The sequence below is a fragment of the Streptomyces sp. SID5469 genome, assembly GCF_009862865.1.
Lineage (GTDB): Bacteria > Actinomycetota > Actinomycetes > Streptomycetales > Streptomycetaceae > Streptomyces > Streptomyces avermitilis.
This window is the reverse complement of record NZ_WWIN01000001.1, coordinates 4,332,502-4,352,615: the sequence shown is the minus strand read 5'-3', so window position 1 is coordinate 4,352,615 and position 20,114 is coordinate 4,332,502. Positions and strand designations below refer to the sequence as shown.

At 72.3% G+C, this 20,114-nt stretch carries 20 protein-coding genes and 1 pseudogene; 7 read left to right on the top strand and 14 right to left on the bottom strand.

The window, feature by feature from the left end:
* Positions 1-6 precede the first annotated feature (6 nt).
* Together GTY58_RS18365 and GTY58_RS18360 are read left to right on the top strand one after the other, a co-directional pair.
* Positions 7-1,173: pseudogene (locus GTY58_RS18365) on the top strand (4-hydroxybenzoate 3-monooxygenase); the annotation flags it as partial.
* Positions 1,174-1,434: 261 nt separating this feature from the next.
* Positions 1,435-2,316, top strand: coding sequence for a Bax inhibitor-1/YccA family protein (locus GTY58_RS18360; RefSeq protein ID WP_010984947.1), 882 nt, complete (start codon positions 1,435-1,437; stop codon positions 2,314-2,316).
* Positions 2,317-2,414: 98 nt separating this feature from the next.
* Here the strand turns inward: GTY58_RS18360 and GTY58_RS18355 are convergent, their stop codons facing one another.
* On the bottom strand, positions 2,415-2,645 hold the full coding sequence (locus GTY58_RS18355; protein ID WP_010984946.1) for a DUF4287 domain-containing protein: 231 nt from the start codon (positions 2,643-2,645) through the stop codon (positions 2,415-2,417).
* A gap of 104 nt (positions 2,646-2,749) precedes the next feature.
* Between GTY58_RS18355 and GTY58_RS18350 the strand changes: the two genes are divergently transcribed.
* On the top strand, positions 2,750-3,061 hold the full coding sequence (locus tag GTY58_RS18350; RefSeq protein ID WP_010984945.1) for a hypothetical protein: 312 nt from the start codon (positions 2,750-2,752) through the stop codon (positions 3,059-3,061).
* A gap of 42 nt (positions 3,062-3,103) precedes the next feature.
* On the opposite strand, the gene GTY58_RS18345 is transcribed toward GTY58_RS18350, so the two are convergent.
* The 3 genes from GTY58_RS18345 to GTY58_RS18335 form a co-directional block, all read right to left on the bottom strand.
* The gene (locus GTY58_RS18345; protein ID WP_037644889.1) at positions 3,104-3,892 is read right to left on the bottom strand and encodes a hypothetical protein; all 789 of its coding nucleotides are present in this window, start codon (positions 3,890-3,892) and stop codon (positions 3,104-3,106) included.
* Between the two features lie 318 nt (positions 3,893-4,210).
* Positions 4,211-5,431, bottom strand: coding sequence for an acetyl-CoA C-acetyltransferase (locus tag GTY58_RS18340; protein WP_037644890.1), 1,221 nt, complete (start codon positions 5,429-5,431; stop codon positions 4,211-4,213).
* Between the two features lie 226 nt (positions 5,432-5,657).
* A complete protein-coding gene (locus tag GTY58_RS18335) occupies positions 5,658-6,698 on the bottom strand; it encodes an SGNH/GDSL hydrolase family protein (protein ID WP_010984942.1) in 1,041 nt (346 codons plus the stop codon).
* Between the two features lie 145 nt (positions 6,699-6,843).
* Between GTY58_RS18335 and GTY58_RS18330 the strand changes: the two genes are divergently transcribed.
* The gene (locus tag GTY58_RS18330; protein ID WP_010984941.1) at positions 6,844-8,238 is read left to right on the top strand and encodes a cystathionine beta-synthase; all 1,395 of its coding nucleotides are present in this window, start codon (positions 6,844-6,846) and stop codon (positions 8,236-8,238) included.
* Positions 8,239-8,636: 398 nt separating this feature from the next.
* On the opposite strand, the gene GTY58_RS18325 is transcribed toward GTY58_RS18330, so the two are convergent.
* The 5 genes from GTY58_RS18325 to GTY58_RS18305 form a co-directional block, all read right to left on the bottom strand.
* Positions 8,637-9,053 carry a hypothetical protein gene (locus GTY58_RS18325; protein WP_037644893.1) on the bottom strand — a complete coding sequence of 139 codons (417 nt, stop codon included), beginning with the start codon at positions 9,051-9,053 and terminating at the stop codon, positions 8,637-8,639.
* 110 nt (positions 9,054-9,163) lie between these two features.
* Positions 9,164-10,102 (bottom strand): ABC transporter substrate-binding protein, encoded by a 939-nt coding sequence (locus GTY58_RS18320; RefSeq protein WP_010984939.1) that lies wholly within the window; start codon positions 10,100-10,102, stop codon positions 9,164-9,166.
* A 20-nt stretch (positions 10,103-10,122) separates the two neighbouring features.
* Positions 10,123-10,821: an ABC transporter permease gene (locus tag GTY58_RS18315; protein WP_037644894.1), complete on the bottom strand. Its 699-nt coding sequence runs from the start codon at positions 10,819-10,821 to the stop codon at positions 10,123-10,125.
* A complete protein-coding gene (locus GTY58_RS18310) occupies positions 10,821-11,462 on the bottom strand; it encodes an ABC transporter permease (protein ID WP_010984937.1) in 642 nt (213 codons plus the stop codon). The genes GTY58_RS18315 and GTY58_RS18310 overlap by 1 nt, the downstream gene beginning before the upstream one ends.
* Positions 11,459-12,496, bottom strand: a complete 1,038-nt coding sequence (locus GTY58_RS18305; protein ID WP_037644895.1) for an ABC transporter ATP-binding protein — start codon at positions 12,494-12,496, stop codon at positions 11,459-11,461. The genes GTY58_RS18310 and GTY58_RS18305 overlap by 4 nt, the downstream gene beginning before the upstream one ends.
* A gap of 142 nt (positions 12,497-12,638) precedes the next feature.
* Here GTY58_RS18305 and GTY58_RS18300 point away from each other — a divergent pair, with 142 nt between their 5' ends.
* The 3 genes from GTY58_RS18300 to GTY58_RS18290 all read left to right on the top strand — a co-directional run bounded on the left by GTY58_RS18300 (position 12,639) and on the right by GTY58_RS18290 (position 15,903).
* Positions 12,639-14,276, top strand: coding sequence for an aromatic amino acid ammonia-lyase (locus GTY58_RS18300; protein WP_107083274.1), 1,638 nt, complete (start codon positions 12,639-12,641; stop codon positions 14,274-14,276).
* Entirely contained in the window at positions 14,273-15,133 is an 861-nt protein-coding gene (locus GTY58_RS18295; RefSeq protein ID WP_010984934.1) for a MurR/RpiR family transcriptional regulator, read from the top strand. The genes GTY58_RS18300 and GTY58_RS18295 overlap by 4 nt, the downstream gene beginning before the upstream one ends.
* Before the next feature lie 185 nt (positions 15,134-15,318).
* Positions 15,319-15,903 carry a hypothetical protein gene (locus GTY58_RS18290; protein WP_010984933.1) on the top strand — a complete coding sequence of 195 codons (585 nt, stop codon included), beginning with the start codon at positions 15,319-15,321 and terminating at the stop codon, positions 15,901-15,903.
* Between the two features lie 7 nt (positions 15,904-15,910).
* Here the strand turns inward: GTY58_RS18290 and GTY58_RS18285 are convergent, their stop codons facing one another.
* From GTY58_RS18285 to GTY58_RS18265, 5 genes are all read right to left on the bottom strand, one after another.
* Complete coding sequence (locus tag GTY58_RS18285; protein WP_010984932.1) at positions 15,911-16,285, bottom strand: hypothetical protein; 375 nt, start codon at positions 16,283-16,285, stop codon at positions 15,911-15,913.
* A gap of 14 nt (positions 16,286-16,299) precedes the next feature.
* Entirely contained in the window at positions 16,300-16,821 is a 522-nt protein-coding gene (locus tag GTY58_RS18280; RefSeq protein ID WP_010984931.1) for a roadblock/LC7 domain-containing protein, read from the bottom strand.
* 38 nt (positions 16,822-16,859) lie between these two features.
* Positions 16,860-17,984 carry a hypothetical protein gene (locus GTY58_RS41660; RefSeq protein ID WP_010984930.1) on the bottom strand — a complete coding sequence of 375 codons (1,125 nt, stop codon included), beginning with the start codon at positions 17,982-17,984 and terminating at the stop codon, positions 16,860-16,862.
* Positions 17,981-18,376, bottom strand: coding sequence for a hypothetical protein (locus GTY58_RS18270; protein ID WP_010984929.1), 396 nt, complete (start codon positions 18,374-18,376; stop codon positions 17,981-17,983). The genes GTY58_RS41660 and GTY58_RS18270 overlap by 4 nt, the downstream gene beginning before the upstream one ends.
* Positions 18,377-18,683: 307 nt before the next feature.
* Positions 18,684-20,096: a diaminopimelate decarboxylase gene (locus GTY58_RS18265; protein ID WP_042493223.1), complete on the bottom strand. Its 1,413-nt coding sequence runs from the start codon at positions 20,094-20,096 to the stop codon at positions 18,684-18,686.
* Positions 20,097-20,114: the final 18 nt, after the last annotated feature.

The following is a 20,114-nucleotide window of genomic DNA, read 5'->3' as shown; positions in this document are numbered from 1 at the left end:
GTGCCGATGCGTACCACCGTCGGGATCATCGGGGCCGGACCGGCCGGACTGCTGCTGGCCCGGCTGCTGCGCAACGCCGGGATCGACTCGGTGGTTCTGGAGAGCCGGGACCGGGCGTACGTGGAGCGGCGCCAGCGCGCCGGGATCCTCGAGCAGGGGACCGTCGACGTGCTGCGGGCCGCCGGGGCCGGGGAGCGGATGGACCGGGAAGGGCTGCGGCACGACGGGATCGAGCTGCGGTTCGACCGGAGGCGGCACCGCGTCGACTTCCCCGCGCTCGCCGGCGGCCGCGCCGTGATGGTGTACGCGCAGACCGAGGTGTGCAAGGACCTCATCGCGCTCCAGCTCGAGGAGGGCGGACCGCTGCTCTTCGGCGCCGAGGCGCTCGCCGTGGAGGGGGCAGGGACGGAGCGGCCGCGCGTGCCGTTCACCCACGAGGGGCGCGAGGACGTCCTGGAGTGCGACTACGTCGTGGGCTGCGACGGATTCCGGGGCGTCGCCCGGCAGGCCGTGCCCGCCGAGGTGTCGCGCGTCTTCGAACGTACGTATCCCTTCGGCTGGCTCGGCGTCCTCGCCGATGTCGCCCCCTCCCACGACGAACTCGTCTACGCCCGCCACGAACGCGGCTTCGCCCTGCTCAGCATGCGCTCGCCGGCCGTCTCCCGGCTCTACCTCCAGGTGCCCGAGGGCACGGACGCCGAGGCCTGGGCGGACGACGAGATCTGGGCGGAGCTGGAGCGGCGCTTCGAGACGGACGACGCCTGGCGGCTGGAGCGCGGGCCGATCACCCAGAAGTCCGTCACCCCCATGCGCGGCTACGTCCACGAGCCCATGCGGCACGGCCGGCTCTTCCTCGCCGGGGACGCGGCGCACATCGTGCCGCCGACCGGGGCCAAGGGCCTCAACCTCGCCGTCGGGGACGTCGTGACCTTCGCGCGGGCGCTGACGCACCTGAAGGAGACGGGATCGGGCGAGCGCCTCGACGCGTACTCCGCGACCTGTCTGCGCCGCGTCTGGCAGGCCGAGCGGTTCTCGTACGACATGACGACCCTGCTGCACCGCCCGCCGGCCGCCACGCCGTTCGAGGAGCGCGTCCAGCTGGCCCGCCTGGAGCGGATCACGTCCTCCCGCGCCGCCGAGGCCGACCTCGCGGAGGGGTACACCGGTTCCCCCTGGAGTGACCCGAACGGGCGCTCGGCCGCCGGCCGGTCGCCGGCCGGTCGTCGGCGGATGACTGACCGGGCGCCGAACGGGCACCGGACCACTACCGGTCGAGCGCCCTGTTACGGCTTCGTACCAGTGCTCGCCGGGCATGGGACACACGCGTACCGTGGCAGCACAGGGGAAAGATCCTTCTTAAGCAGTAGGGTCAATCCTTTGCCTACCTATTACTCTTGAGGCCAAGGCCACGCCAGGTGGCCATGGAGGAGTGAAATGAGGAGCAGTAACCCGGTCTTCTCGCGTCGGGGGTTCAGCCGCGACAACGGCTACGCGGGCTTCAACACCGCGCCGCCGGCCGGGGGACCCGCTGTCGGCACGCAGGCCAACCCGTACGCCCAGCAGGGCGGCAACCCCTACGCGCAGAACCCGTACGCCCAGCAGGGCCAGCAGTACGGCGCTCCGCCGCAGGCTCCGGTCTCCACCGGCCGGATGACGATGGACGACGTCGTCATGCGCTCGGCGATGACGCTCGGCACGGTCGCGGTCGGCGCGATCCTCGCCTGGGCCGTGCTGCCGGTGACGAGCACCAGCTACGCGCTGGCGATCGGCGCCGCGCTCATCGCGTTCGTCCTGGCGATGGTGCAGTCCTTCAAGCGCACGGCCTCGCCCGCGCTGATCCTCGCCTACGCCGCCTTCGAGGGAGTCTTCCTCGGGGTCATCAGCGAGATGTTCAACAGCCAGTGGTCGGGCGCGCCCTTCCAGGCGGTGCTCGGCACCATGGCGGTCGCCGGCGCGACCCTGCTCGTCTACAAGGCGGGCTGGATCCGCGTGACCGCGCGGTACGCGCGCATCGGCATGGCCATCGCCATCGCCTTCATCCTGGTCATGGCGGTCAACCTGCTGCTGGTCGTCTTCGGGGTCGCCCCCGACGGCGGACTGCGCAGCATGGGCCCGCTGGGCGCGGTCGTCGGCATCATCGCGATCCTGCTCGGCGCGTTCTTCCTCACCCTCGACTTCAAGCAGATCGAGGACGGCATCGCGTACGGCGCGCCGCGCGAGGAGGCCTGGCTGGCCGCGTTCGGCCTGACCATGACCCTGGTGTGGATCTACGTCGAGATGCTGCGGCTGGTCGCCATCTTCAGCAGTAACGACTAGCGCCGCCGCCCCGGCAGTGAAGGGCCCGCGAACTCCGGTTCGCGGGCCCTTCGTCGTGCTGCGGGTGCTCGGATGCCGGTTCGTTCGGCGGTGCGCGCTCAGAGCAGTTTGCGCGCGGCCCTCCTCAGGTCGTACTCGTGAATGATCGCCTTGGCGTGGCCGTACGCGAGGTTGTGCTCGGCGCGAAGCCAGCTGACCTTTTCCTCGAAACGGAAGAGAGCGGGGCCTTCGTCGACGGTGCGCAGCCAGTCGGACACTTCACGACCGGTGCAATGGGGGATGCGGGCGAGCAGGTTGCGATGGGTCTCCGCGGAGAAGACTTGGGACATCGGCGCCTCCGGGACGCAAGGGGATGTAAGCCGGTCCTTCAGGTCACCGTGCCTGAGCGTTCGCGTGTTGGCAACAGTCCCGCTGCGGCGCGTAGTCTCGCGGCGTGGTTGATACGACGCCTCTGACCCGTGCCGTGGATCATTTCGCCGACCTGCTGCGGGCCGCTCCGCAGAGCCGGCTCCAGCGAAGTGCTGCGGCCGAAGCACTGGGGCTGGCCAGGGAGTTGGCGCTGCGCGCCCAGCGGCTGGAGGACCCCGCCGCCGAGCCCCGTGAGATGCCCGACGCGGGCATGTTCGCGGCCGCGGACCAGATCACCGTCGCCGGACGAGATCTGGCACTCGTACTGAGTAACGAGGAGGAACTCGCGGAGGCGGTGACCCTCGTGGTCGAGGCACAGAAACGCGCCGGGGTCTGATCCGACTCCCGACGCGGTGCGCAGGCCGCTCTCCGGCGGCGGTTACAGCGACGCGATGACGCGGTCCGCCAGGACGTACACGGTCTCCTCGCCGCAGGCGAACGTCAGCGCGTACGCCCCCGAGATGCCCGAGCCGCCGAGCAGTACCGGAGTGTCGCCGGCGCGCAGGGCCGCGGACAGCCGCTCGGCGGTGTCCCGGTGGCCCGGGGTCATGCACAGGGTCGTACCGTCCGCGAAGACGTAGACGTCGAGGGTGCCCAGCGGGCCGGGGCGGATGTCGGCCAGTTCGGTACGCGACTCGGCGAGCTCTTCCAGGCAGGTCACCGTGCGCTCGTGGTCGCCCACGACGGGTGACTGGACCGGCACGAAGTCCGGGTGCGAGGGGTGGCGGCGGCGGGCCGCGGCCAGCTCGGGCGACTCCCCGGAGAGCTCGTCGGCCTCCAGACCCGGCTCGGCCACCGGCTCGAGGCTGTCGTGCTCCAGGCCCATGAAGTCCGACTGGCGCGGCAGGAACAGATCACTGTCGGGCAGGCCCAGCAGGGACGGCGCGTCGGAGATGTCACGCGCCTCCTGGGCGGCCCAGAACGCCCGTGCCTCGGCCAGCTCGCGCTCCCGCTCCTCGGCGAGCGCCTCGGCCACGGCGGCACGTATCTCCTCCGCGTCGGCGGTGGAGCGGGCGGCGGGCACGAGACCGCGCGCGCTCGCGGCGCGGCTCTCGGTCAGTTCGGTGTGCAGAGCCGCTATCTGCCGGCGCAGCGACTGGAGGGTGCGCAGGACGGCGACGCCCACAACCGCGGTGGCGGCTGTGGTGAGCAGCAGAGCAATCGGCATGGCGCTCACTGACGTACTCCCGGTTCAAAGTCGACCCCCCGACTTCCTACATCAGCTTGAAGGGCGGACTAAGCAGCTGTCAGTGCGTAACGTCACGAAACGGGCAGGACTTTCGGCCCGGGGATCGGCGTGAAACTGCTCTGACCTGCGTGAATCCTCTCCTGGAGGGAGATAGGTCACATCCTGGGGGAGATTGGATCACAAAACGGCCCGGAGCCGGGGGGAACCCCTTGGGATTCCCGGGCTCCGGGCCTGAAGGTCACGCTGGGTCCGCCTCCCGTCACGCGGCCGGGTTCGGCCGGCGGCGCGCAGCCGGTCTCAGCTGAGGCGCTCGATGACCATCGCCATGCCCTGGCCGCCGCCGACGCACATCGTCTCCAGACCGAACTGCTTGTCGTGGAACTGGAGGGAATTGATGAGCGTGCCGGTGATGCGGGCGCCGGTCATGCCGAAGGGGTGGCCGACGGCGATCGCGCCGCCGTTGACGTTCAGCTTGTCCAGGTCGATGCCGAGGTCGCGGTAGGACGGGATCACCTGGGCGGCGAAGGCCTCGTTGATCTCGACCAGGTCGATGTCGTCGATGGTCAGGCCCGCGCGCCGGAGCGCCTGCTTGGACGCCTCGACCGGGCCGAGGCCCATGATCTCCGGGGAGAGGCCGGTGACGCCGGTGGAGACGATGCGGGCGAGCGGGGTGAGACCGAGCTCGCGGGCCTTCGTGTCCGACATGATCACGAGGGCGGCGGCGCCGTCGTTGAGGGGGCAGCAGTTGCCGGCCGTGACGAGGCCGTCGGGGCGGAAGACCGGCTTGAGGCCCTGCACGCCCTCCAGGGTGACGCCGGCGCGCGGGCCGTCGTCCTTGCTGACGACCGTGCCGTCGGGGGTCGTGACCGGCGTGATCTCGCGCTCCCAGAAGCCGTTCTTGATGGCTTCCTCGGCGAGGTTCTGGGAGCGGACGCCGAACTCGTCCATGTCCTGACGGGTGACGCCCTTGATGCGGGCGAGGTTCTCGGCGGTCTGGCCCATCGAGATGTACGCGTCCGGGATCAGACCGTCCTCGCGCGGGTCGTGCCAGGACGCGCCCGCGCTCTCGGCGACGGCGGCGGTGCGGGCCTCGGCCTCGGCGAAGAGGGGGTTGTGGGTGTCGGGCAGGCTGTCGGAGTTGCCCTTGACGCTGCGGGACACCGCCTCGACGCCCGCGGAGATGAAGACGTCGCCCTCGCCGGCCTTGATGGCGTGCAGGGCCATGCGGGACGTCTGGAGCGAGGAGGAACAGTAACGGGTGATGGTGCAGCCCGGGAGGTGGTCCATGCCCATCTGCACGGCGACGATGCGGCCGAGGTTGTGGCCCTGCTCACCGCCGGGGAGGCCACAGCCGAGCATCAGGTCGTCGATGTCCTTGGGGTCCAGCTCGGGGACCTTGGCGAGGGCGGCCTGGATGATCGTGGCGGTCAGGTCGTCCGGGCGCAGGTCCTTGAGGGAGCCCTTGAAAGCGCGGCCGATGGGGGAGCGGGCGGTCGAGACGATCACGGCTTCGGGCATCACGGCTCCATTGGCGTACGGGTGTACCTACGGGCAGGGCTGATTGGGAAGTTACCCGTACGTACGAAGGAGGTCACGGGGGTGGAGGTGTGACCCCGGCCGCACTTTTCTAAGCGCTTGCTCATGCGAGGGGCGGAGGGGCATGCCGGGGCGGACGCGGGGGCGGGAGCCGGGCGTGGCGTGTCCGGCCGAAGCGGGCGCCGGGGGCGGCCGCCCCCGGCGGAGCTCACGCCGACGTCTCCCGGGCCGGTGTCGCCGGGGCCGTCGCGTCGGCGGCCGGCAGCCGCCGCCGGCGCCGCCGCTTGAGGAGGGCCCAGGGGCCCCGCGGTCCGGTCGGCATCGCCGCCGTGACCTCCGTGCCCGGCTCGGACGCGGCCTCGGCCGCCGCCCGTGCCACCGGCAGGAAGCCCTCGCGGCGGGAGACGTCCGGGCGCTCCTCCTCCGCCGGCCACAGGCCGAGCGCCGCGCAGACCGTCGGCAGTATCGCCATCGCGGCGGTCGCGTAGCCCTCCGCCGAGGGGTGGTAGTGGTCGGGGCCGAAGAGTTCCCGGGGGTTCGCCGCGAACTCCGGGCCGAGCAGGTCGCCCAGCGACACCGTGCGCCCGCCCTGCTCCACCGCCCCGATCGTCTGCGCGGCCGCCAGCTGGCGCGAGGCGCGGCGGGCCAGCCAGCGCAGCGGCTGCTGGACCGGCTCGATCGTGCCCAGGTCGGGGCAGGTGCCCACGACCACCTCCGCACCCGCGGTGCGCAGCCGGCGTACCGCGGCGGCGAGATGGCGGACCGAGCGGGTGGCCGGCATGCGGTGCGTCACATCGTTCGCCCCGACCATGATCACGCAGACGTCGGGCACCTGTTCGGAGGCGCCGAGGACCAGGCCGACCTGGCGGTCGAGATCGTCCGACTGGGCGCCCGGCAGCGCCACGTTCCGCAGCACCACCGGGCGCTCGGCGACCGCCGCGAGCCCGGAGGCCAGCAGAGCGCCCGGAGTTTGACCCGATCGGCGTACGCCCTGACCGGCGGCGGTGGAGTCGCCGAGCATCGTCAGCCGGAGCGGCGGTTCACCGGGGACGGTGTACGCGTATCCGTAGCGGCCCTCCGCGCTCGGCGGGTGCGGCGCACTGCCGTTGCCCACATGGCGCTTGGCCAGCTGCACCTCGGCCAGCACGACGCCGATCGTCGCCGCGCCCACCAGACCGATCCCACCACCGCCGTACGCGGCACCCGCCGCGATGCGCCGGGCCACCCTCGCCCTCGACAAGCTCGTCATCCGCCGCCGCCACCTCCTTGTAGCCGTACAACCACTGCTTGCCCCGTAGAGGCGGTCGGCCAATCTCAACGGCACGTGAACGCGTGTAGGGGGCCGTAGGCTGGCGGGACCTAACGACCACTTCTTTGCAGCTCCGGAGACAACGGTGCAATTCCACGACTCGATGATCAGTCTCGTCGGCAACACCCCGCTGGTGAGGCTCAACAGCGTGACCGCGGGCATTCAGGCGACCGTCCTCGCGAAGGTCGAGTACTTCAACCCGGGCGGTTCCGTGAAGGACCGCATCGCCCTGCGGATGATCGAGGCCGCGGAGGAGAGCGGCGCTTTGCAGCCCGGTGGCACGATCGTCGAGCCGACCAGCGGAAACACCGGTGTCGGGCTCGCCATCGTCGCGCAGCAGAAGGGGTACAAGTGCATCTTCGTGTGCCCCGACAAGGTGAGCACTGACAAGATCAATGTGCTGCGTGCCTACGGGGCCGAGGTGGTGGTCTGCCCGACCGCCGTCGACCCCGAGCACCCCGACTCCTACTACAACGTCTCGGACCGGCTCGTGCGCGAGACGCCCGGTGCGTGGAAGCCGGACCAGTACTCCAACCCGAACAACCCCCTTTCGCACTATCACTCCACCGGCCCCGAGCTGTGGGAGCAGACGGAGGGGAAGATCACCCACTTCGTCGCGGGCGTGGGCACCGGCGGGACCATTTCCGGTACCGGGCGTTACCTGAAGGACGCCAGTGAGGGCCGCGTCCAGGTCGTCGGCGCCGACCCCGAGGGCTCCGTGTACTCCGGCGGCTCCGGGCGCCCGTACCTCGTCGAGGGCGTCGGCGAGGACTTCTGGCCGACCGCGTACGACCGCACGGTCGCGGACGAGATCGTCGCCGTGTCCGACAAGGACTCCTTCCAGATGACGCGGCGGCTCGCCAAGGAGGAGGGGCTGCTCGTCGGCGGTTCCTGCGGCATGGCCGTCGTCGCCGCGCTGCGGGTCGCCGAGCGGCTCGGGCCGGACGACGTGGTCGTGGTGCTGCTGCCCGACAGCGGGCGCGGGTACCTCAGTAAAATCTTCAACGACGAATGGATGGCCGACTACGGCTTCCTCGAGGACTCCGGGCCCAGCGCCCGCGTCGCCGACGTCCTCAGCGACAAGGCGGGCGGCTCCATCCCCTCCCTCGTCCACATGCACCCCGACGAGACCGTCGGCGAGGCGATCGAGGTGCTGCGCGAGTACGGCGTCTCGCAGATGCCGATCGTGAAGCCGGGCGCCGGCCACCCGGACGTCATGGCCGCCGAGGTCGTCGGCTCGGTCGTCGAACGCGAGCTGCTCGACGCGCTGTTCACGCAGCGCGCCTCCTTGCAGGACCCGCTGGAGAAGCACATGTCCGCGCCGCTGCCGCAGGTCGGTTCAGGCGAGCCCGTCGGGGACCTGATGTCCGTCCTCGGCACGGCCGACGCGGCGATCGTCCTCGTCGAGGGCAAGCCGACCGGTGTGGTCAGCCGCCAGGACCTGCTGTCGTTCCTGGCCAAGGGCGGCGGCAAGCAGTAGCCGCGGCCCCGCCCGCCGGACGGACCTTCGGGTCCGTCCGGCGGGCGGCTCATCCGGTCCGTCCGTCCGGCGGGCGGGTCTTCGGGTCCGTCCGGCGGGGCATGGCACGGAACTTCGTAGAAGTGGTACGAGCGCGTCACGTCCGCGCAGCACCCGCTTAACACGCGTCCGGCACATTGGTGGATGTCGGCAGGGCGGGAGCGGCTCCCCGCCCCGGCCGGCACCGAAAACGGCGCCAAGGACCTCCGGAGCGGCTCCCGGACCTCCATGGACGCCACGGACGCGTAAGCCTGGCCCTGACCCGGCCCGCGTCCCTCGCGGGGACCGCCGTCGTCCCGCCCCCCGGTAACGGGGGTGCGGCGGTCCCCGCGCAACACTTTCCCGGCAGCAGGCCGGTCCTAGCCTTCCCAGTCCGGTTCCGGCTTGTCGCCGCGGCGGCCGAAGGACGGGAACACGCGCATCGCCTGCACCACGTTGACGCCCACGATGCCCATCCAGGTGATCAGGAGTCCGGGGAGGTGGGCGGTGGCGCCGATCGCGGACAGGGGGATCGCGAGGACGAGCGAGACGATGCCGAAGCCGAAGCGCTCACCCCAGGAGTCCGTGGCCTGCGGGGACCGTGCGCCACGGGCCACCACCATCTGCTGCTCGGCCAGCTGACGCCGCACCCGGCGGTCGACCGCGCCGTCGATGCGCTGATCCACCTTCTCCAGGAACGAGTCCACCAGCGCGGACTCGTACTCGTCCCCCAGCTCCCTGCGCGCGTGCAGGGTGGCGTCGAGTTCCTTCTTCAGTTCGGCGTCGCGGGCATCCATACCGGTCATGGCGCTCACGGTAGGCGTGCCGTGGTCGCCGCGGCACTGGGGGTAGCCCCCCTGTTCGAGCTGGGCCGCACCCCCGCAGGCCCCCCTTCCCGCTTCTTCTCCTACTTCTTCTTCACCAGCCCGTGCTGCTCGGCGTACGCGTTCGCCACGTCCTCCGGGTCCTTCTTGTCCTTGTCCACCTGGCGGTTGAGCTCGGTCAGCTGGGCGGTGGTGAGGACGTTGCCGAGTTCGGCGAGGGCCCTGCGGACCGTGGAGTCGGCCTTGCGGTCGGCGATGAGCGGGACGACGTGCTGGCCCGGGACGAGGTTCCTGGGGTCGGACAGGACCACCCAGTCGTTGGCCTGGATGTCGGTGTCGGTGGTGAAGAGGTTCGCCACGTCCACGTCGCCCTTCCTCAGGGCGCCCTTGACCAGCGGCCCGGAGGAGTCCAGGGACTTGAACTCCTTGAACTCCACCCCGTACACGTCCTTCAGGCCGACCACGCCGACCTGACGCTTCTTCACCTCGGCGGCGGCGCCGATGACCAGCTCGCCGTTCTGCTTCTTCAGGTCGGCGAGGGAGGACAGGCCGTACTTCTTCGCCGTCGCCCGTGTGACGACGAAGGCGTCGGAGTCCTCGGCCATCCCGTACGGCAGCACCTGGAGGCCGGACGGGAGGGCGACGGTGAGGGCGTTCTGCATCGCGCCCTCCTCCGTGGCCGTCGCCTTCGGGGCGAGGTAGTGCAGCAGGGCGCCCTGGTACTCGGGGAGCAGGTCGATGTCGCCTCCCCTGAGCGCGGGGATGAGGATCTCGCGGGTGCCGAGGTTGGGCCGGACCGTCGTCCTGACGCCGGCCGCCTCCAGGGCGGCCGCGTAGAGGTGGCCGAGGACCTGGTTCTCGGTGAAGTTGGCGGTGCCGATGATGACCCCGCCCTTGCTGGAGCCGCCGCCCGAGCCGCCGCTTCCCTGGCTGTCGAGGGAGGTGATACCGCTGCTGCACGCGGCGAGGGCGGGGACGGAGGCGGCCGCGAACAGGCCGCCGAGGAGAGTACGACGATTCATTTCGGTGGGTTCCCTGAGGCCTAGGCGGTGCGGGTGGGGGTCCCCCCGCTCGAGCGAAGCCGAGAGTGGGGGAGGAAGAGGAAGCGCTGGAGGGCGGAGAGCGCCAGGTCGAGGACGACGGCGACCGCGGCGACGAGCACCGCGCCGCCCAGGACCTGGACCAGGTCGCGCTGGGCGAGGCCGTCGAAGACATAGCGGCCCAGGCCGCCGAAGGACACGTACGCGGCGATCGTGGCCGTCGCGACGACCTGGATCAGCGCGAGCCTCAGACCCGTCATGATCAGCGGGAGCGCGAGGGGAAGCTCCACCTGGAAGAGGACCTGGTGCCAGCGCATGCCCTGCCCGCGCGCGGCGTCCTTCACATCCGGGTCGACGGCGGTCATGCCCGCGTACGTGTTCGTCACGATCGCCGGGACCGCGAGGGCGACCAGCGCGATGTACACCGGCCACATCGACAGACCGCTGGCCAGGAAGACGAGCACGACCAGGCCCACGGTGGGCAGCGCGCGGCCGAAGGACGCGAGGTTGATGGCGAGGAACGCGCCGCGCCCGGTGTGCCCGATCAGCAGGCCGACGGGCAGCGCGATCGCGGCGGCGACGAGGGTGGCGAGCAGCGAGTACTGGAGGTGCTCGGCGAGGCGGTGCGCGATGCCGTCCGGGCCGGTCCACTGGTCGCCGCTGACCAGCCAGGCGCCGAGGTTCTTGAAGAGTTCGTACATCAGGCGCGCCGCCTCTTCCACGGGGTGAGTGCGTACTGGACCGCCACCAGGAGCGCGTCCGCGACCAGGGCCAGCAGGATCGTCAGTACGACGCCCACGATCACCGGCGTCGGGAAGTTGCGCTGGAAGCCGTCCGTGAAGAGCTGGCCGAGGCCGCCGTCTCCGATGTACGTCGCCACGGAGACCAGGGAGATCGACATGACCGTCGCGATCCGGACGCCCGCCATGATCACGGGGAGGGCGAGGGGGAGTTCGACGGTGAGGAGGGTGCGCAGCGGGCGGGTGCCCATCGCCTTGGCGGCCTCCTTCGTCTTCACCGGGACCGAGTCGAGGCCCTCGACCGTGTTCCGCAGCAGAACGACCAGGGTGTAGACGGTCAGGCCGATGACGGTCGTGGTGCGGGTCAGCCCCGAGACCGGCAGGAGGAGGACGAAGATCGCGATCGACGGGATCGTGAACAGCACGTTCGACAGGCCGAGCAGGAAGCCGCGCAGCGGGCGGATCCGGTGGGCGATCACCGCCAGTGGGAGGGAGATCAGCAGGCCGAAGAAGACGGCGGTCAGGGCGGCCTGGAGGTGGGAGAGGGTGAGACCGGTGAGGTCGTCGGTGTGGTCGCCTATCCACGACCAGTCGACGCTCACGCGGCGACGCTCGCTTCGCTGTGCGCCCGGCCCGCGTGCTCGTGGATGTCGTCGCGGGACGACACCCCGGTGAGGACTCCGTCCGCGTCGACACGGACCGTCAGCCCGTTCGGGGAGGCGACCGACTCGTTCAGGGCGGCGAGCAGCGAGTCGCGGTCCCTGAGCGGTCGTACGGGGAGTTCGGCACCGTCCTTCGAACGCCAGTGCTGCGGCCGGCGGGCCTCGTCGAGGACGAGGGTCCAGGCGCCGCCCTCGGGGGCGGGGCCCTGCGGGACGTCGGCGAGCGTGGTCAGCGACAACAGCTTGAGGCCGCGCTCGGCGCCGAGGAAGTCCGCCACGAAGTCGTCCGCCGGGCGGGCCAGCAGTTCGGCGGGCGAGGCGCACTGCACGAGGTGGCCGCCGGTGCGGAAGACCGCGATCTGGTCGCCGAGCCGGACCGCCTCGTCGATGTCGTGCGTGACGAAGACGATGGTCTTGCTCAGCTCTTTCTGGAGGCGCAGGAGTTCGTCCTGGAGCTGGGTGCGGACGACCGGGTCGACCGCGCCGAACGGCTCGTCCATGAGCAGGACCGGCGGGTCGGCGGCGAGGGCGCGGGCGACTCCGACGCGCTGCTGCTGGCCGCCGGAGAGCTGGTGCGGGTACCGCCGGCCGGCGTCGGCGGCGAGGCCCACGGTGTCGAGGAGCTCGGCCGCCCGGGCCCGTGCCTTGCGGCGGCCCCAGCCGAGGAGCAGCGGCACGGTGGCGATGTTGTCGAGCACCGTGCGGTGCGGGAAGAGCCCCGACTGCTGGATGACGTAACCGATGGAGCGGCGCAGCTCGGCGGCGTCCTGTTCGAGGATGTCCCGGCCGCCGACCCGGATGGTGCCGGAGGTCGGATCGACCATCCGGTTGATCATCCTGAGCGTGGTCGTCTTACCGCAACCGGAGGATCCGACGAGGACGGTCACACCGCCTTCCGGCATCTCCAGGGAGAGATCGTGGACTGCTGTCGTTCCGTTCGGGAAGCGTTTGTGGACCGCGTCGAACTGGATCATGAGGTGTCCCTTGCCCGGCCTGCATATCGTCATGCAGAGTTCTCGGTGTCTGAATAGATTGTCAATGGTCCGGCGTTAAGCGCTGGTTACTTATGACCGCCAGGCAAGATCCGATGTCCGGGTTGAGGGGAGTTTGCGCGTGATGTCGTCTCGGATCGTGGATACGTCGACCGTGGAAGTGAGCCCCGCGTCGACCGGGATCGTGGTCCTCGACGGCTGTGGAATCGGCGTCTCCGACGTCGTGTGCCTCGCCGACGGGGCTTCGCGGCCGGTTCCCGGCACCGAAGCGATGAAGCGGGTGGAGGAGTCCTGGGACGCGGCCCGGCAGATCGCCGCGACCGGCCGGGTCTACGGCCGCTCCACCGGAGTGGGCGCGAACCGGAACGAGGACGTGCCCACGGAGGCGGCCGCGGGGCACGGACTCCGGCTGCTGCGCAGCCATGCCGGGGCCATCGGGGCGGAGCTGCCCGCGCGGCAGGTGCGGGCGATGCTGGCCGTGCGGGTCAACCAGTTGCTGGCCGGCGGCGCGGGGCTGCGGCCCACCGTGGTCACGGCGCTGTGCGAGGCGCTGGAGAACGGGGCCTACCCCGTCGTGAACGAGTTCGGCTCGGTGGGCACGGGCGACATCGCGGCCCTGGCCCAGGTGGGACTGGCGCTCGCGGGGGAGCATCCGTGGCGACGGGCGGAGACTTCCGGGGGGTTGGGGTCGGAGACTTCCGGTGGGCCGGGGGCAGGGGCTTCGGGTGGGCGGTACGCGGGAGGCGTGCGCGCTCTTCGGCGGGGCGCGTCCGCGCGGGAGATCGGCGCTCCGGAGCCCCAGCTCCTCGACAACAACGACGCCCTCGCGCTCATCAGCAGCAACGCCCTCACCCTCGGCCAGTCCGCGCTCGCGCTGCACGAGCTGCGCGGGCTCATCGGCGCCACCCAGGTCGTCGCGGCGCTCTCGCTGCTCGCGGTCGACGGCTCGCACGAGGCGTACGCCGCCCCCGTGCACACCGCCCGCCCGCACCGCGGCTCCGCCGAAGTCGCCCGGATCATGCGGGAGTTGATCGGCGCCGCCGACCGGCCGACCCCGCCCCTCGGCCGTATCCAGGACCCGTACGGCTTCCGCTGTCTGCCCCAGATCCACGGCCCCGCACACGAGGCGGCCGACGCGCTCGAAGCGGTCCTCGCGGTCGAGATCAACGCCGCCGCCGAGAACCCCCTCATCTCCCCCGGGGACCTGGCCGCCTACCACCACGGCGGCTTCTACCAGGCCCAACTCGCCCTGGCCCTCGACCACTTCAGGCTGGCCATCACCCAGGTGGCGCGCCTGTCGACGTCCAGGCTGTCGACGTTGAACGAGCCCGCGTACACCCGGCTGCGCCCCTTCCTCGCCGACCACGAGCCCGCCTCCTCCGGCGTGATGATCCTGGAGTACGCCGCCGGAGCCGCCCTCGGCGATCTGCGCGCGTTCTCCGCGCCCGCCTCGCTCGGGCACGCTGTACTCTCCCGGGGCGTCGAGGAACAGGCCAGCTTCGCCTCGCTCGCGGCACGCCAGACGCTGCGGGCGTGCGACGCGTACCGTCTCGTCGTCGGCTGTGAACTGGTCGCCGCCGTACGGGCGCTGCGCCAGCGCGACCTGCGGCCCGACCCGGAGCTGCCGGTGGGCCGGGCGCTGGAGCTCGCCGAGTCGGTGCTCGACCCGGAGCCGGCCGACCGGCCGCTCACGGACGACGTGACGGCCGCGGCCGCACTGCTCGACCGGTTCACGGAGATCTGGAGGGGGAGCGAGTCATGAGCGGGGACAGGGACACGGAAATGACGGACAGTCCGGCCGGGCGGCTTCAGGCGCTCTTCGAGGGGCACCGGCTGACACCGACCCAGCGGCGCATCGCGCACAGCATGGTGCGGCGCGCCGCCGACGTGCCGTTCCTGTCGAGCGTGGAGCTGGCGGAGCTGGCCGGGGTCAGCCAGCCGTCCGTCACCCGCTTCGCGGTGGCGCTCGGCTTCGACGGCTACCCGGCGCTGCGCAAGCATCTGCGCGAGGTCGCGCCCGCCGAACAGGCCCCGGACACCTCCTCGTACAACGAGTACCAGCAGGCCGTCGAGGCCGAGATCGAGAACCTGAAGCATCTGGCGGAGCTGCTGGCCGACCCGCGACCGCTGGCGCGTGCCGGGCGGCTGCTCGCCGCGTCCCGCCCGCTGCCGGTGCTCGGGCTGCGGGCGGCGGCCTCCCAGGCGTACGGCTTCGCCTACTTCGCCGCCAAGGTCCATCCGGACGTACGGCTGCTGCACGAGGGCGGCACGATGGTCCAGGACCGTATCGACGCGGCCGTCCGGGCGGGGGCGAGCGCGCTGCTGTGCTTCGCGCTGCCGCGGCATCCGCGCGAGGTCGTGGACACGCTGGCGTACGCGAGGGAGGCCGGGCTGACCGTCGTCACGGTCGCGGACTCCGCGTTCGCGCCGGTCGCCAAGGTGTCCGACCTGCTGCTGCCCGCCGCCGTCGGCACGGGCCTCGCCTTCGACACGGCGTGCGCCCCCATGCTGCTCGGCCGGGTACTGCTGGAGGCCATGTGCGACGACCTGCCGGACGCGCAGGCACGCCTGGAGGAGTTCGACGCGCGGGCGGCGGCGAAGGGGTTGTTCGTGGAGTAGGCCTCGGCGGAGGGGTTGTCGCGGGGGAGTGGGCCTCGGCGGAGGGGTTGTCGCGGGGGAGTGGGCCTCGGCGAGGGGATGCCGGGGGAGCGGACCCGTCCTCTCCTCGTCCGTGGTTCTCAGATTCGTCTCACCTTCGCTCGTTAGCCTGCCCGCGGACAGTCGGGGACCTGAGGAGGCAGGGCATGGCGCGCGGAGGGCAGGGGCTGGCTCGGGTGGCCGTCGTGGTGAGGGCCGGAGCCGCGCCGTTGTGGTGGTGCGGGGCGTTCGCGGCGGGCGTCGGAGTGCTCGTACCGGGGCTGACCGGACGCCGGATCGGCGTCATGGCCGGGGCCGTGCTGTTCCTCGTCGCGGCCGCCGTCGTGACGTACGGGAGCCGGAAGCGGTACACCGCCCTGGCCGCCGCGGCCGCACGCGCGGGCAAGCACGATGTGCTCCAGGACCGCGCCGTGACCGTCCGCAACTGGCGCCGGGGCCATCGCTGGTGGCTGCTGCTCGCCTTCGTGGCCGCGCTGGTCAGCTCCTTCGCCGTGCCCGCCGCCGGGGGCATGCTGCTGGCCGGGCTCGGCACCGGACTGCGGCTCAAGGCGGCCTGGCTCGGCCGGCGCGAGCGGGCCGGCGACGCCCTGCTGTGGGTGCGCGTCGACTGGCTCGGCGCACATGGCGGACGACCGGCGGGCAAGGCGGTCAAGGTCTACCGCAGCACGGGCATCGCGGCGGGCGACGCGGCCCCGGGCGGGGCGCGTCGCCGCACCGACGCACTGGTGTAGGCCTGGGTCAGACCTCCAGGTCCGCCTCGATCCTCTTCAACTGGTGCCGGGCCATCGCCAGGTTGGCCCGCTTGGCATCCAGCACCAGATAGAGGAACAGGCCGTTGCCCCCACGTCCGGTGATCAGCCGGATCAGGTGGTACTGGTCGGTCAGCGTGATCAGGATGTCCTCGATCTCGCCCTTGAGCCCGAGGTGCTCCATGGTGCGGAGCTTGGCGCGTACGACATCGGTGTTGCCCGCGGCCGCGACGGTGAGGTCGAAGCTCTTGCTGCCGCCGATCGTGCCGAGCGCCATTCCGGTGGTGTAGTCGACGAGGGCGGCTCCGGTCGCGCCCTCGATGGAGGCGAGGGCCTCTTTCAACGCGGTTTCGGTGTTGGTCATGACGGGGTGTCCTTTCAGCTTTCCGTGGTGGTGGTGCGCGCGTTCGTGGTGGTGCGGGGTTTCGCGGGAGCGCGCGCGGTTCTGGTCCGCGGGGTGGCGGACTTGGCGACGGCCTTGGCGGGTGCCTTGGCCGCGGGTGTCTGCGGCGCCGGTTCGGCGCGGGCCGCCGCGGCCTCGATCAGCTCCCCGATCCGGGTGCCGGCGCGGCGGCCCTCCAGGTGCAGGCGGCCGACGTTGACCCGGTCCTGGGCCAGCAGCGTCAGGACGGCGGTGCCTCCGGCGGCGTACGTCGCCACATAGCCGTGCACGCCGCGGACCAGCAGCTCGCGGAAGTCGCCCTGCCCGGTGGCGTCCGTCACCCGCAGCGCGACGCCCAGCGCGGCCGCCGTGAGCGCGGCCAGGCTGTCCGGGTCGACGCCGGGGGTGTCCTGGGCGAGGACCAGACCGTCGACGCTGGCCGCGAGCGCACCGGTCAGCTGGGGCACACGGGACCTCAACCGGTGGAGTTCGTCGAGGACTTCGGCCTCGGCCGCCATCAGTAGTCTCCTCTCGGCACGCTGTCGGAGCGCGCGGATCACAGGGCCTCCAGGGCGTCACGGAGCCGACGCAGCAGAGAGACGTCGGGGTCGGTCGACGTCAGGGCGAGATGGGCGAGCGGGTCGGGCGGGGTGGGTGTGTCGGGCGGGGCGAGCGGGTCGGGCGGGGCGAGTGTGAGGGGCGGGGTGCCGCGGGCCGGCAGGGCTGTGGGGGCCGGAGGGGCTACCGGGGGCGCGGGCGGCGCGGGCGGCGTGGTCCGCGCGGTGGCGGTGCCGGCCGAGGTGGCCGGGGCTGGAGTGTCCGGGGCCGGGGTCGTCGCGGCCGGGGTGACCGGCGCGGGTCCCGGAGGGGCTCCGGCCGGGGACGTCGCCCCTAGCGCGGCCCGTGCCTCCGCCGGGATCGCCGCGTCGAACCGCTCCCGCTCCTCGTGGCACGCCGGTACCTCCGCCCCCGGGGCCGGCGCCACGATGCCCGCGGCGGCCAGGCGACGCAGGTCGACCAGGGTGTGGAAGGCCGGTCTGCCCAGTGCGCGGGATATGTCCGCCGCCGTGCGTGTGCCGTCCACCCGGCCGAGCACCGCGGCCTGGCGGGGCGCGACCGTCGGCTCGTCGAGGCGCTCGATCCGTACGAGCGGGGCGTCGTCGGTCGCCGGGTCGGGCCAGATGCGGTGCAGCAGCTCGCGGCGGCGCAGGGTCTCGCGCTCCACGGCGGCCACCGGCACCGGGTGGACGGGGCCGAGCCAGTGCGCCGCCCCGTAGCGGAAGCGGGACGGGGCGCTGCTGGGGCCGAGCACGAAGTACGCCGCGTCGTACAACGCTCCCAGGTGACACAGCTCCAGCGCGCCCTTCGAGATCCGGCCCCGGTCGACCAGGAACCGCCCCACCAGCCGCCGCGCGCCCGCCTCGGCGACCGCCTCGCGCCAGCCCTCGGCGTTCAGCGCGCCGCGCACGGTGAGCAGCACGTCGAGGCCGGGCGTCGCGGGGCTCTCGGCGTGCACCACCTGGCCCTCGGACAGATAGAGGCTGCCGCGCTCGCGCACCAGTACGCCCGTGGCACGCTCGGCGGCGAGGCGGCTCAGCATCGGCGAGAGGCCGGTGGCCGGGGCCTCCGCCCGCTGCCGTACGGGCAGCGGGGGCGGCGGAGGTGTTCTGACGGTCGTCATCCCAGCACCAGCCGCCCCGCCATCTCGCCGAGCCGGATGCGGGCCAGCGCGAGGTTGCCGTCCGCGCGGGCCAGCCACAGATGCAGGAACACGCTGCTGTCGAAGGTGGTGGGTACGAACCGCAGCACGTGGTAGCTGTCCCGGTTGCTGATGATCAGGTCCTCGACCGGTACCTGCCCGGACCAGTCGGAACCCTCCTCCGGTGCGAACGCCCGGTGCTCGGCGGCCAGTCGGGCCAGCTCGGCGGCCTCCGCCGCCGTCGTCTCGTGGTCACCGCCGGGGGAGTCCCCGACGGTGCCAAGAGCGAGCCCGCTGGTCCAGTCGACCACCGAGGCACCCCGGGCACCGGGCAGTCGCATGGCTTCCAGCAAGCACTCGTCGATTCCGGGCACCGTGGCTCCCCTCCCGCCTCGGGTACGGCTGAGTGACAACGAAGCTACGCAACGTGTGCGCGAGGGGTGAGCGATCCGGCATTTTCCAGTGGAACATGCCCCCGAATGACTAAGGTGGGTCAACTGGGCTCTTTTACAGGCCTGTTGGGGTCATGGGGCGCCGGCGGGTCGACCGGTGGGCTGACGTGCGGGTATGCGGGCGCCGTGCATGACGGCGTGCGGTGTGCCGCGCGCGACCTGGTGTGGTGCGCCGCGCACATCGGCGCGTGCGCCGTACCGATGCGCGCCGGTCAGGGGACCGGGGGACTCACAGCGCCGAGAGCGCCGAAGCGTGCCCCCCGCCCGACTCCATCACGATCTCCTCGACGGCCTGCGGTTCCCGTACGACCGCGAAGCGGACCCCGCTCCCGCCGGCGCCGCCGCCCACGCCGCCCGTCGCGAAGCCGTAGATGCCGGGCCTGGCCAGGGAGTTGTACGCGTAGTGGTGGGCGAAGTAGTACGCGCCCGTGTCCAGCGCGGCCACGTGATCGCCCTGTTCCAGCAACGGCAGCGCACGTCCCACGGCGAGGAGGTCGCCCGCGAAGCAGGCCGGTCCCGCCACGTCCTGCACCACCTCGGGCCCCGCCTTGGGGTGCCCCTTCGCGTCGTACGCGGTGATCCGCAGCGGCCACGAAGCCGGCGCGTACACCGTGCGGGTCGCGACCTGCACCCCGGCGTGCGTGACCGCGACGGCCCGCCCGCCCGCGCTCTTCGCGTACTCCACGCGCGCGACCACGGTCCCGTGCTTGGCGAGCAGCGACCGCCCGAACTCCGTGACCAGCCCGTACCGCCCGTCGAACAGCCCCGGTACCGACTCCGCCAGCAGTCGCGCGTACCGGGCGTAGGTCGGTGTCGTGGCGTCGGAGCCGAAGTTGACCGGCAGCCCGCCGCCGATGTCGATCGTGTCGATCTGCCGCCGCCCCACGTGCCGGTTGATCTCCTCGGCGAGCGCGTACGTCTCCGCGATGCCCCGCGCCATCAGCGACAGCGGCATGCCCTGCGAACCGGAGTGCGCGTGCAGCCGGGTCAGCCAGGGGCGGTCCGCGTACGCGCGCAGGATCCACTCACGGGCTCCCTCGTCCCGCAGGGCGACCCCGAACTTGGAGGTGGCCGTGGCCGTCGACAACGCGTCGATCGAACCGCCTCCGACCTGTGGATTGACCCGGATCCCGACCGGTGAGCCGCTGGGCGCCGACCGCACGAGCGCGTCGATCCGGTCCAGCTCCTGCGGATTGTCCGCGTTGACGGCGATCCCGAGTGCCAGCGCCTCCCGCAGCTCGGCGGGGGTCTTGGCGGGCGAGTCGAGGACGGTCCGCTCCGGCGCCACACCCGCCGCCTGTGCCAGCGCCAGCTCGCCGGGGCTCGCCACCTCCGCCCCGATGCCCGCCTCCCCGAGCAGCCGCAGTACGGGCACCAGCGGGGTCGCCTTCACGGCGAAGGCGTGCAGTACCGGCGTGCCCGGCGCGACCACCGCGTCGAAGGCCGCCCGCAGCGCGGCCGCCGAGCCCCGGATCCCGGCGACGTCGAGGAGGGCGACGATGGGCGCGTCCGCGCCGAGAAGCCCCTGTCCGACGGCGGCCCGCACGGCTTCGTCCCGCCGGGCGACCCGCGCGGCGTCGGTCTCGCCCGCGTTCCCCGTGCTCCCGCCCGCCCCGTTGTCCCTCGCGTCGGTGGCACCCATCGCATCCCCCGTCCTGTC

Bases quoted from the DNA above. Each gene is read 5' to 3' on its own strand.
- GTY58_RS18360 (WP_010984947.1), top strand. From the start codon at position 1,435: ATGAGGAGCAGTAACCCGGTCTTCTCGCGTCGGGGGTTCAGCCGCGAC.
- GTY58_RS18355 (WP_010984946.1), bottom strand. From the start codon at position 2,645: ATGTCCCAAGTCTTCTCCGCGGAGACCCATCGCAACCTGCTCGCCCGC.
- GTY58_RS18345 (WP_037644889.1), bottom strand. From the start codon at position 3,892: ATGCCGATTGCTCTGCTGCTCACCACAGCCGCCACCGCGGTTGTGGGC.
- GTY58_RS18340 (WP_037644890.1), bottom strand. From the start codon at position 5,431: ATGCCCGAAGCCGTGATCGTCTCGACCGCCCGCTCCCCCATCGGCCGC.
- GTY58_RS18335 (WP_010984942.1), bottom strand. From the start codon at position 6,698: ATGACGAGCTTGTCGAGGGCGAGGGTGGCCCGGCGCATCGCGGCGGGT.
- GTY58_RS18325 (WP_037644893.1), bottom strand. From the start codon at position 9,053: ATGGATGCCCGCGACGCCGAACTGAAGAAGGAACTCGACGCCACCCTG.
- GTY58_RS18320 (WP_010984939.1), bottom strand. From the start codon at position 10,102: ATGAATCGTCGTACTCTCCTCGGCGGCCTGTTCGCGGCCGCCTCCGTC.
- GTY58_RS18315 (WP_037644894.1), bottom strand. From the start codon at position 10,821: ATGTACGAACTCTTCAAGAACCTCGGCGCCTGGCTGGTCAGCGGCGAC.
- GTY58_RS18305 (WP_037644895.1), bottom strand. From the start codon at position 12,496: ATGATCCAGTTCGACGCGGTCCACAAACGCTTCCCGAACGGAACGACA.
- GTY58_RS18300 (WP_107083274.1), top strand. From the start codon at position 12,639: ATGTCGTCTCGGATCGTGGATACGTCGACCGTGGAAGTGAGCCCCGCG.
- GTY58_RS18295 (WP_010984934.1), top strand. From the start codon at position 14,273: ATGAGCGGGGACAGGGACACGGAAATGACGGACAGTCCGGCCGGGCGG.
- GTY58_RS18290 (WP_010984933.1), top strand. From the start codon at position 15,319: ATGGCGCGCGGAGGGCAGGGGCTGGCTCGGGTGGCCGTCGTGGTGAGG.
- GTY58_RS18285 (WP_010984932.1), bottom strand. From the start codon at position 16,285: ATGACCAACACCGAAACCGCGTTGAAAGAGGCCCTCGCCTCCATCGAG.
- GTY58_RS18280 (WP_010984931.1), bottom strand. From the start codon at position 16,821: ATGGCGGCCGAGGCCGAAGTCCTCGACGAACTCCACCGGTTGAGGTCC.
- GTY58_RS41660 (WP_010984930.1), bottom strand. From the start codon at position 17,984: ATGACGACCGTCAGAACACCTCCGCCGCCCCCGCTGCCCGTACGGCAG.
- GTY58_RS18265 (WP_042493223.1), bottom strand. From the start codon at position 20,096: ATGGGTGCCACCGACGCGAGGGACAACGGGGCGGGCGGGAGCACGGGG.